We start from the raw sequence: 10,550 nt of genomic DNA, 5'->3' as shown, positions 1-10,550 counted from the left end.
AGCGGGTTGATCTCGGAGACCGCGCCGACGAACGTGGTCTTGCCCACGCCGAAGCCGCCCGCCACCACGATCTTCGCGGAGGTGGTGGAGCGAGCGGCACCGCCGTTAGAGCTTGCGAAGTCCACTGAGCACCCTTTCGAGCAGCGTTACGTCCGGCGTTCCGCCGGCCTCTCCATTGCCCGGCTGGTGGATGGCCACCATGCCGGCTTCCGCCAGGTCGGCTACGAGGATGCGGGCCACACCGAGCGGCATCGACAGCAGCGCGGAGACCTCCGCGACCGACTTCACCTCGCGGCACAGCGTGCAGATGCGCTGGTGCTCGGGCAGCAGGTTGGAGAGGTGCATCGGGTCTGCCGTCGTGCTGACCAGTGCCTCGATGGCGAGCTGGTAGCGCGGCCGGGTCCGGCCGCCGGTCATCGCGTACGGACGCACCAGCGGCTGGTCGCCTTCCGAGTACGAATCCTCGTACGCATCGGGGTAGGCGGGGGGCGGGGTCATTGATCCTCCGGGCTGGACAGCAGTGGTCAGCGTGCCGTCTGACGGGGCGGCCGGTGGGGGGGACTTGATGACGGCCTTCGGGGGTACTGGGGTTCCGGGACGCGGTCCCGGTCCCCCCGGCCGGAAGTACCGTCCGGCCGGGGGAGGGGGTGTCAGGTGAGCAGGCTTCCCTGGAGCTCCGCGCGCAGGTCCGGGGTGAGGACGTTGCCGGCGCGGTCCACGAGGAGGGCCATCTCGTAGCCCACGAGGCCGATGTCGCACTCGGGGTGCGCCAGGACGGCCAGCGAGGATCCGTCGGAGACGGACATGAGGAAGAGGAATCCCCGGTCCATCTCCACCACGGTCTGGTTGACGGCGCCGCCCTCGAAGATGCGGGAGGCTCCGGCGGTCAGCGAGGTCAGACCGGAGGCCACGGCCGCCAGCTGATCGGCGCGGTCACGCGGGAACCCTTCGGACATCGCCAGAAGGAGTCCGTCGGCGGAGACCACCACGGTGTGGGACACCCCGGGGGTGTTGTCCACGAAGTTGGTGATCAACCAGTTCAGGTTCTGTGCCGCCTGGCTCATCGAGCTCAACTATCGCTCCTGCTGGTAAGTGGGGTCGATCTGGTAACTGCCGGTCGCCGGGCCGGAACCGCCGGCCTGCCGTCCCTGCTGGATACCGCGTCGGAGGTTGGTGAGACGGCCGCGCACGTCGTCCGGGGCGCGCGACACCTGCGGTCCCGCCGGTGCCTCGGCCTGCTGCTGGGCGGTACCGGCGACGAGGTTGGCCCGCGGCACCCGGCGGGGGAGCCCCGAGGTGGTGATGCCGCCCGCGGCGGGCTGGCGCACGCGCTCGGCCTGACGCATCAGCTCGTCGTTGGGGGAGGACCGCCAGCTGACCTGCGGCGTGCTGCCGGTCACCGCGGTGGCGGGCTCGGCCGCGAGCTCCTGCCCGCGCTGCGGCAGCGGCTGCTGCTGCGGGGCCGGCGTCTGCTGGGGCTGCTGCGGAACGGCCGGCGCCTGTCCGGCGGACTGGCCGCCGTTCTGGCCGGACCAGTTCGACTCCAGCGTATCGAAGATCGGACTGCGCAGCTCACCACCGGGCTGCGGCTGGGCCGGCGGCAGCGCCTCGGGCTGGTACGCCTGCGGCAGCTGCGGGGCCTCGGGGCGGGGCGCCGGCATGGGCGCGGGGGCGTAGCCGCCGGGCTGACGGCCCTGGGGCTGCTGGTCCGCGTACCCGCCAACGCCGGGGCCACCGGGGCCGCCGTTGCCCGCGGGGCGGGCGAACTGTCCGGTCGTGGAGGGGTCCTGGAGGCCGCCCGGCTGCGGGCGCTCGAACTGCCCGGTGGTGGACGGGTCCTGGGGGCCGCGCATGTCGGGGCGCTCGAACTGGCCCGTCGTGGACGGGTCGAGGGGGCCGCCCGGCTGCGGGCGCTGGAACTGGCCGGTGGTGGACGGGTCCTGGGGGCCGCGTATGTCGGGCCGCTCGAACTGGCCGGTCGTGGAGTTGCCGGCCGGCGGGTACGGGGCGTTGAAGTCCGGGCGGGCGAACTCCGCCGTCGAGCCGGGGCCCGACAGCTCGTCGTGCCCGCGCGGGGCCTCCTGCCCGGCCTGCCCGGCACCCCAGCTGGTGGCCGGCGGCATCCCGGCCGACGGGCCGCCCGCGCCCGGGAGCTCCGGACGTCCGGCGGCGCCGCCCTGCGGCGGGAGCTGCGGGCGCCGGCGCTTGACCGGGGCTCCGGGGCCGCCCTGCTGCTGCGGGGCCTGCCCGGGCTGCTGCTGGCCGAAGCCCGGGCCGCCCTGGGGCTGCTGCGGACGCTCGAAGCCGTTGCCGCCCTGGGGCGGGAAGACACCGGGGCCGGAGGCCTGGGGCACGCCCGAGGGGCGGGCCTGCGGACCGCTGAAGAGGTTGTTGTCCGGGACGCCCGGAGCGCCGGCGGGGCCGCCCTGACCGCGGGCGGGCAGCGGGGCACCGGCGCCGAAGCCGCCCTGGCCCTGGCCCTGGCCCGTCGCGGCGGCGGGGCCGCCCTGCGGACGCGGACCCTGGCCCGGGCCGCCCTGCGGGGCACCGCCGGGACCGCCCTGGCCGGGCAGCGCCGGGCGCTGGGCGCCGCCGCCGACCTGGCCGCGCTGCTGGCCCGCGCCCCCGGGGGGACGCGCGCCGCCGGGGACGGAACCCTGGGCGCCGGGAGCGCCCTGGCCGCCGGGGGCGCCGGCCTGGCCGCCCTGGCCCGGGACGGGACCCGGCTTCTTGCCGCCCTGGGCGACGTCCACCGGGAGCATGACGAGGGCGGTGGTGCCGCCCGAGTCGGAGGGGCGCAGCTGGATGCGGATGCCGTGTCGCAGGGACAGGCGGCCGACCACGAACAGACCCATGCGGCGGGACACCGAGACGTCCACGGTCGGCGGCGACGCGAGCCGCTCGTTGATCGCGGCGAGGTCCTCGGGGGACAGGCCGATGCCGGTGTCGTGGATCTCGACGAGCACACGGCCGTCGGGCAGCGCGTGACCGGTGACCTTGACCTTCGTCTGCGGGGAGGAGAACGAGGTGGCGTTCTCCAGCAGCTCGGCGAGGAGGTGCACGAGGTCGTTGACGACGCGGCCGGCGACGTCGGTGCCGGGCACCGCCGCCAGTTCGATGCGCTCGTACTGCTCCACCTCGGACGCGGCGGCGCGGAGCACGTCGACGAGCGGGACGGGGCGGGTCCACCGGCGGCCCGGCTCCTCGCCCGCGAGGACGAGGAGGTTCTCACCGTTACGCCGCATTCGGGTGGCGAGGTGGTCGAGCTTGAAGAGCGAGGAGAGCTGGTCCGGGTCGGCCTCGCGCGACTCCAGTTCGGAGATGAGCGACAGCTGACGCTGGATGAGGCCCTGGGAGCGGCGCGAGAGGTTGGTGAACATCGCGTTGACGTTGCCCCGGAGGAGGGCCTGCTCGGCGGCGAGGCGGACGGCCTCGCGGTGCACGTCGTCGAAGGCCGCGGCCACCTGGCCGATCTCGTCGCGGGTGTGCAGGCCGACGGACTCCACGGAGGTGTCGACGTCCTGCGGGTCCGACTCCGAGAGCTGCTTGACGAGCTCGGGCAGACGGTCCTGGGCGACGCGCGTCGCGGTGTCCTGGAGGCGGCGCAGCGAGCGGATCATGGACCGTGCCATGACGAAGGCGCCGACGAGGGAGACGCCGAGGACGAGGAGGAGCAGGGCACCGTTGATGATGGCGTCCTGCTGCGAGGCGTTCTTGAGCTCGCGGGCCTTCTGCTCCATGTCCTCGAGCAGGGTCAGCTCGATGACCTTCATGGCCTGGAGCTTGGTGTCGTCGGCGTCGTACCAGTCCATCCAGGACCGGTTCTTCTCCTTGAGGAACTGTCCCTGGGTGCTCAGGACGCGGCGCGCGTAGTGGTCGGCGCTGCCGATCTCCGTGTTGCCGTCGCCGAGCGCCGAGAGGAGTTCCTCGGGCTTGCCCTGGTAGACGAGTTCGAAGGTCTTCTTCGCCTGGCTCTCGCCGCGGAGCGCGGAGAGGCCGTAGAGGCGGTCGTTCTCATCGAGCTTGCCGGGCTTGTCGCTGCTCTCCAGAAGGGAGGCGGCGATCACGGCGCGCTGGATGGAGGCGTACTCCTTGGCGGAGGAGAAGGCGGCCAGGGCGCGGGTGCGCTTGATCATCTCCGGGTTGGAGGTGGCCTGGGCCATGTCCTGCGACAGCGAGAGCAGCGAGACGATCAGCGAGTTGTACTCGGTGACCGTCTGCTGGGCGCCGTTCATGTACGCCTTTTTGCGGATGTCCTCGATGCCGGTGAGCTGGCGGCCGATCTGCAGGATGTTGTTGCGGATCGACTTGAGGGTCTCGTCCTTGTCCTGCGCGCTGTCGACCTTGTCGGTCGCGGCGGCGAAGGCCTTGGCGGCGGCGTCGGTCTGGTCGCGGACACCCTGGACGAGGCTGTTGGCCTTGCCGTCCTTGGTGATCGACATCGGACCGGCCGACTTGTCCCGCTCCTCCTGGAGCATGGCGGCCAGGTTGGTGGCCTGCCGGGTCATCGTCGTCAGCAGCTGCATGTGATCCAGCTGGGCGATGTCGTTGAGCGAGTCGTTGATGCGGAAGCCACCGAGGGTGGTGGCCGCGACGACGGGCAGGGTCAGCAGCGACACCAGTCGCGTGCTGATGCGCCAGTTCTGCATCGCGAGACGGGAGCCCGAGCTGGGGGCCTTGGGTATCGCCTCGTCCTGCTCGACGGTCTCGGCCTTGGCCTTGCCCTTGCCCTTGGAGCGCCCGGCCTTCGGGGCCTTGGGGGCCTTCGCGGCCTTCCCGCGGCCCTTCGCCTTCCCCGAGGGGGAGGAGTCGGGCCCCGCCCCTTCGAGTGCCGGGCCGCGGCCCGGGGCGTGCTGGGGCGAGGCGCCACGGTCGGTCCCGCCGAGCGGCTCCTGCTCCGCCGCAGCTTCCCCTCGGCCCTGAAGGGCCTGGGGAGACCCCTTGCCATCCCTCTTGAATCGTCCCTGCACTAGCGTCGCAACCTCTGGACCAGGCGCCCCGCCGGATGAGCGGCGGAGCGGTGTCGAGTCGTGGGGCACTGACGGCCCCATGGTGGTCGTCGGTGACCGGCGCGTCTCCCTGTCTGTGCCACCGCGCTCGGCGCTCTCTTGCGCCACCTGCGCGCCGGCTGATACCCGCGGCGGTCTCGCGAATTCCAGCACAGTGGGGGATCTCCAACAAGGTGCGCGTGTCGCCCCGGCGAGCCGCTCACGGCTTGTGACGGGCGGGCTACGCGACGTGGAAGTCCTATGGGGATGAATCGGACTTACGCCAATCAAAGCTCGCGTCTGGCAAGGTGTCCCAGTCGAGATGATCAGGAGCGGAATGGCGCATTCAGTGGCGCAATGTCCGTTTCGCCGACCCTAGTTGACTGTCAATTATGTCCGTATTGCCCGCTCGCTGGTGAGGAAACTCACATGCGCGTGACTATTACTAACCGGTTCAGTCGGGGATTCGGATGTTTAGCCTTGCCTGTTAAAGGGTTGGCGCCACATCCGGCGCAGCAGTCGACCCACACCCCACCAGCGAGCCGAGGGCCCGAAACTCCGATGAAGACGACGTCGATGATCCGCAACATAGCCAACCCCCGCCGGACCACCCTCGCGCACCTCAAGGACGCCGAGGAGCTGCAGGCGGCCCCGGCCACCCCGGAGCACCGCGTCGAGCTGCCCACCCAGACCGCGAACCCGCGCCGCACCGTCCTGATGGACGCCCCGGCCGCCGCCGCGCAGTAAAGGAGCGCGAAGCGCCCGCCCCCACCGCGTTAGCCTGGAGTCCGCAGACTCCAGCCAGCGGAAACACAAGAGGGGCAGACGCAGCAGGTGCGCATCGCCAGGTTCTCGATCGACGGCAACGTCGCGTTCGGCGCGGTCGAGGGCAGCACTGCCCCCGGCGCCGAAGGCGAGCTCGTCCTCGACATCATCAAGGGCATCCCGTTCGCGGACTTCGAGCTCTCCGGCACGAAGGTCCCGCTGAGCAAGGTCCGGCTGCTGCCGCCCGTGCTCCCGAACAAGGTCGTGGCCGTCGGCCGCAACTACGCGGAGCACGCGGCGGAGCTCGGCAACGAGCTCCCCGAAGCGCCGATCACCTTCTTCAAGCCCTCCACCTCGGTGGTCGGCTCCGGAGACCCGATCGTCTACCCCTCCTTCTCCCAGGACCTCCACCACGAGGCGGAGCTCGCCGTGGTCATCGGCCGCATGTGCCGCGAGGTCCCGAAGGAGCGCGTCAAGGACGTCATCCTCGGTTACACCTGCGCCAACGACGTCACCGCCCGGGACGTCCAGCAGCGCGAGAAGCAGTGGGCCCGCGCCAAGGGCTTCGACAGCGCCTGTCCCCTCGGCCCCTGGATCGAGACCGACCTGGACCCGTCCGACCTGGCGATCCAGTGCACCGTCAACGGCGAACAGCGCCAGCTCGGCCGCACCGCCGACATGGTCCGCTCCATCGAGGAGCTCGTCGTGCACATCAGCGAGGCCATGACGCTGCTCCCGGGCGACGTCATCCTCACGGGGACACCGGCCGGAGTCGGCCCCCTGAACGTCGGCGACGAGGTCGCCGTCACCATCGAAGGCATCGGCACTCTCACCAACAAGGTGATCAAGCGTGGCTAACGCGAACTACCGCGTCCGTTTCTGTCCCTCCCCGACCGGCAACCCCCACGTGGGCCTGGTCCGGACCGCCCTCTTCAACTGGGCGTTCGCCCGGCACCACGGCGGTACGTTCGTCTTCCGCATCGAGGACACCGACGCCGCCCGCGACTCCGAGGAGTCGTACGTCCAGCTCCTCGACTCGCTGCGCTGGCTCGGCTTCACCTGGGACGAGGGCCCCGAGGTCGGCGGCCCGCACGCCCCGTACCGGCAGTCCGAGCGCATGGACATCTACAAGGACGTCGCGCAGAAGCTCCAGGACGGCGGCTACGCCTACCGGTGCTTCTGCACCACCGAGGAGCTCGACACCCGCCGCGACGCCGCCCGCGCGGCCGGCAAGCCCTCCGGCTACGACGGCCACTGCCGCGAGCTGACCGCCGAGCAGGTCGCCGTGTACGAGGCCGAGGGCCGTACCTCGATCGTCCGCTTCCGGATGCCCGACGAGACCATCACCTTCACGGACCTGGTCCGCGGCGAGCTCTCCTTCACCCCGGAGAACGTGCCGGACTTCGGCATCGTCCGCGCGAACGGCGCCCCGCTCTACACGCTGGTCAACCCGGTCGACGACGCGCTGATGGAGATCACGCACGTCCTGCGCGGCGAGGACCTGCTCTCCTCCACCCCCCGCCAGATCGCCCTCTACAAGGCGCTGATCGAGCTGGGCGTCGCCAAGGGCACCCCGAGCTTCGGCCACCTGCCGTACGTGATGGGCGAGGGCAACAAGAAGCTCTCCAAGCGCGACCCCGAGTCCTCGCTGAACCTCTACCGCGAGCGCGGCTTCCTCCCCGAGGGCCTGCTGAACTACCTCTCGCTCCTCGGCTGGTCCTTCTCCAAGGACCAGGACATCTTCTCGATCGAGGAGATGGTGGCGAAGTTCGACATCGACGGCGTCAACGCCAACCCGGCCCGCTTCGACCTGAAGAAGGCCGAGGCGATCAACGCCGACCACATCCGCCGGCTGACCCCGAAGGCCTTCGCGGACGCCTGCGCCCCGTGGCTGGAGGCCCCGCACGCCAACTGGGCGCCCGAGGACTTCGACGCGGACGCCTGGGACCGGATCGCCCCGCACGCCCAGACCCGTGTGACGGTCCTCTCGGACATCACCGCGAACGTGGACTTCCTCTTCCTCAAGGAGCCCGTCGAGGACCAGGCGTCCTGGGACAAGGCCATGAAGGGCGAGCCCGCGGCCCTGCTGACCACGGCGCGCGAGAACCTCCTCGCCGCCGACTGGGCGGACCCGGAGTCCCTCAAGCAGGCCGTCCTGACCGCCGGCGAGGCCCACGGCCTCAAGCTCGGCAAGGCCCAGGCCCCCGTCCGCGTGGCCGTCACCGGCCGTACCGTCGGCCTGCCGCTCTTCGAGTCCCTGGAGATCCTGGGCAAGGAGCGCTCGATCGCGCGCATCGACGCGGCCCTGGCGAAGCTCGCCGCCTGACCCGCGCCCTTCCGAAGGGGCGGCAGCCGATCCGGCTGCCGCCCCTTCGGCGTTCCCCGGCGCCGCCGGTGAGAACGCTCACACCCCGGTCGCCCGGCCCGGCCCGCGCCGCTCCGTCCGTCCGTGTGACGCGGACCACCCCGCGGCCGGGTTCCGCGTACCGCCCCCGCACGCCTCCGCCCGGGCGTAGGCTCGCCGGTATGCCGATCCGCGCCGTGCTGTGGGACATCGACGACACCCTCTTCGACTACACGGGGGCCGATTCCGCCGGGCTGGCGCTGCACCTGCGGGACGAGGGGATCGCCGAGCGCTACGGAACCCCCGCCGAGGCGCTGGCCCTGTGGCGGCGGCTCACGGAACTGCACTGGGGGCGCTTCTCCGCCGGCGAGACCACCTTCCAGGGCCAGCGCCAGGACCGGGTGCGGGACTTCCTCGGGGAGCCCGCCCTGACCGGCGAAGAGGCGGACGGCTGGTTCGCGCGCTACGTGGAGCACTACAAGGCCGCCTGGACCGTCTTCCCGGACGTCCTGCCCGCCCTGGACGCCCTCGCCGGCCGCTACCGGCACGGGGTGCTCTCCAACTCCTCCGAGGCCAACCAGGACCCCAAGCTGCGCCACCTCGGGCTGCGCGACCGCTTCGAGGTGCTGGTGTGCGCGGCCGAGCTGGGGGTCAGCAAGCCCGACGCCGCCGCCTTCCTCGCCGCCTGCGCGGCGCTCGGACTGCCCCCGGCCGAGGTGGCGTACGTGGGGGACCAGCCGGAGATCGACGCACGCGGCGCGCGCGACGCGGGGCTGACCGCCGTCTGGCTCGACCGGGACGGCGGCAGGGGCCCCGGACCCGAGGGCGTGCACCGGATCGAGGGGCTCGCGCCCCTGCCCGGGCTGCTGGCCGCTGATACCCGTTTTGGAGCACGGTCAGGCATCCGGTAATGTTCTTTCTGCGCCGGGGAGACGGGCCGAAAGGCCGGGAACCGGAGGCGCTAACCAAACGAAAGGGCCCCAGGGCCTTGAAGTTCGGTGGGCTATAGTGTAATTGGCAACACGAGGGTTTCTGGTTCCCTTATTCTAGGTTCGAGTCCTGGTAGCCCAGCGCAGTGCAGTAGTAACGCAGTGCTTTGCCCCCGTTGTGTAGCGGCCTAGCACGCCGCCCTCTCAAGGCGGTAGCGCCGGTTCGAATCCGGTCGGGGGTACAGATCCTTCCCGCAGGATCTCCAGGGTCGCACCCGGAGGTTTTGATGCAGGATCGCTAGGGCCCCCGTTGTGTAGCGGCCTAGCACGCCGCCCTCTCAAGGCGGTAGCGCCGGTTCGAATCCGGTCGGGGGTACCAAGGTCTGGCTGGTCTAGACCATTGGGCTATAGTGTAATTGGCAACACGAGGGTTTCTGGTTCCCTTATTCTAGGTTCGAGTCCTGGTAGCCCAGCGCAGTACCGCAGTAAAGCTAGCCCCCGTTGTGTAGCGGCCTAGCACGCCGCCCTCTCAAGGCGGTAGCGCCGGTTCGAATCCGGTCGGGGGTACATGAAGGAAGAGGCCCTCCGCGATCATCGCGGAGGGCCTCTTCGCTGTTCCCGGACGGATGCCGGCTGCCCGCACAAGTACGGGCCCGGAGGCGCGAGTTCGGACGTGTGCGGCGTCGTACGCGCCCCCGGGCCCGGGGGTGGGGTGGAGCGGGGCAGGGTCAGCCGGAGCGGCGCAGGGCCTCCGTCAGGCGGGCGGCCGCGTCGATCACGGCCTGGGCGTGCATGCGCCCCGGGTGGCGGGTCAGGCGCTCGATCGGGCCGGAGACCGACACGGAGGCCACCACGCGGTTCGAGGGCCCGCGCACCGGCGCCGAGACCGAGGCCACGCCCGGCTCCCGCTCGCCGATCGACTGCGCCCAGCCGCGGCGTCGTACGCCGGACAGGGCCGTCGCCGTGAAGCGCGCGCCCTGGAGGCCGCGGTGGAGCCGTTCGGGCTCCTCCCAGGCCATCAGGATCTGCGCCGCCGAGCCGGCCTTCATCGGGAGCGTGGAGCCCACCGGGACGGTGTCCCGCAGGCCCGACAGCCGCTCGGCGGCCGCCACGCAGATGCGCATGTCGCCCTGACGCCGGTAGAGCTGCGCGCTCTCGCCCGTCACGTCACGGAGATGCGTGAGAACCGGTCCCGCCGTGGCCAGCAGGCGGTCCTCGCCGGCCGCGGCGGCAAGCTCTGCCAGCCGCGGGCCGAGGATGAACCGGCCCTGCATGTCCCTCGCCACCATCCGGTGGTGTTCCAGTGCCACGGCCAGGCGATGTGCCGTGGGTCGTGCGAGCCCTGTCGCCGCGACCAGCCCGGCGAGGGTGGCCGGACCGGACTCCAGTGCGCTCAATACCAGAGCTGCCTTGTCGAGAACGCCGACGCCGCTAGAGTTGTCCATGAAACGATATTCACGTCTCACACTGTGAAACGCAAGTTCAAATTTTCCAAGAACCAGCGAGTCTGTATGTACGGGTCCA

The 10,550-nt window shown here is 71.3% G+C and carries 8 protein-coding genes, 5 tRNA genes and 1 pseudogene; 9 read left to right on the top strand and 5 right to left on the bottom strand.

The window, feature by feature from the left end; translation table 11 throughout:
* The 4 genes and pseudogenes from AB0O29_RS21730 to AB0O29_RS21715 form a co-directional block, all read right to left on the bottom strand.
* Window positions 1-125, bottom strand: a pseudogene (locus tag AB0O29_RS21730) (ATP/GTP-binding protein); the annotation flags it as partial.
* On the bottom strand, window positions 106-498 hold the full coding sequence (locus AB0O29_RS21725) for a DUF742 domain-containing protein (protein ID WP_365153709.1): 393 nt from the start codon (window positions 496-498) through the stop codon (window positions 106-108). The pseudogene AB0O29_RS21730 and the gene AB0O29_RS21725, both read right to left, overlap by 20 nt.
* A 152-nt stretch (window positions 499-650) precedes the next feature.
* Entirely contained in the window at window positions 651-1,064 is a 414-nt protein-coding gene (locus AB0O29_RS21720) for a roadblock/LC7 domain-containing protein (protein WP_042820501.1), read from the bottom strand.
* 9 nt (window positions 1,065-1,073) lie between these two features.
* A complete protein-coding gene (locus AB0O29_RS21715) occupies window positions 1,074-4,970 on the bottom strand; it encodes a nitrate- and nitrite sensing domain-containing protein (protein WP_365153707.1) in 3,897 nt (1,298 codons plus the stop codon).
* Window positions 4,971-5,549: 579 nt separating this feature from the next.
* On the opposite strand from AB0O29_RS21715, the gene AB0O29_RS21710 reads away from it, so the two are divergent.
* The 9 genes from AB0O29_RS21710 (at window position 5,550) to AB0O29_RS21670 (ending at window position 9,593) form a co-directional block, all read left to right on the top strand.
* On the top strand, window positions 5,550-5,735 hold the full coding sequence (locus AB0O29_RS21710) for a hypothetical protein (RefSeq protein WP_365153705.1): 186 nt from the start codon (window positions 5,550-5,552) through the stop codon (window positions 5,733-5,735).
* A gap of 87 nt (window positions 5,736-5,822) precedes the next feature.
* Window positions 5,823-6,611, top strand: a complete 789-nt coding sequence (locus tag AB0O29_RS21705; protein ID WP_365153703.1) for a fumarylacetoacetate hydrolase family protein — start codon at window positions 5,823-5,825, stop codon at window positions 6,609-6,611.
* Window positions 6,604-8,079, top strand: a complete 1,476-nt coding sequence (gene gltX / locus AB0O29_RS21700; RefSeq protein ID WP_365153701.1) for a glutamate--tRNA ligase — start codon at window positions 6,604-6,606, stop codon at window positions 8,077-8,079. The genes AB0O29_RS21705 and gltX overlap by 8 nt, the downstream gene beginning before the upstream one ends.
* Before the next feature lie 200 nt (window positions 8,080-8,279).
* The gene (locus AB0O29_RS21695; RefSeq protein WP_365153699.1) at window positions 8,280-9,008 is read left to right on the top strand and encodes an HAD family hydrolase; all 729 of its coding nucleotides are present in this window, start codon (window positions 8,280-8,282) and stop codon (window positions 9,006-9,008) included.
* Between the two features lie 88 nt (window positions 9,009-9,096).
* Window positions 9,097-9,168: transfer RNA gene (locus tag AB0O29_RS21690), tRNA-Gln, on the top strand.
* A gap of 27 nt (window positions 9,169-9,195) precedes the next feature.
* Window positions 9,196-9,268 (top strand) — tRNA-Glu (locus AB0O29_RS21685).
* 61 nt (window positions 9,269-9,329) lie between these two features.
* Window positions 9,330-9,405 (top strand) — tRNA-Glu (locus tag AB0O29_RS21680).
* Window positions 9,406-9,427: 22 nt separating this feature from the next.
* Window positions 9,428-9,499 (top strand) — tRNA-Gln (locus tag AB0O29_RS21675).
* Between the two features lie 21 nt (window positions 9,500-9,520).
* Window positions 9,521-9,593, top strand: a tRNA-Glu gene (locus AB0O29_RS21670).
* A gap of 161 nt (window positions 9,594-9,754) precedes the next feature.
* Here AB0O29_RS21670 and ndgR read toward each other — a convergent pair.
* Window positions 9,755-10,471: an IclR family transcriptional regulator NdgR gene (gene ndgR / locus AB0O29_RS21665; RefSeq protein ID WP_007266782.1), complete on the bottom strand. Its 717-nt coding sequence runs from the start codon at window positions 10,469-10,471 to the stop codon at window positions 9,755-9,757.
* Window positions 10,472-10,550: the final 79 nt, after the last annotated feature.

Source organism: Streptomyces sp. NPDC089915 (assembly GCF_040684675.1).
Classification (GTDB): domain Bacteria; phylum Actinomycetota; class Actinomycetes; order Streptomycetales; family Streptomycetaceae; genus Streptomyces.
The sequence above is the reverse complement of the archived record's forward strand: the minus strand, read 5'-3'. Positions and strand labels throughout refer to the sequence as shown.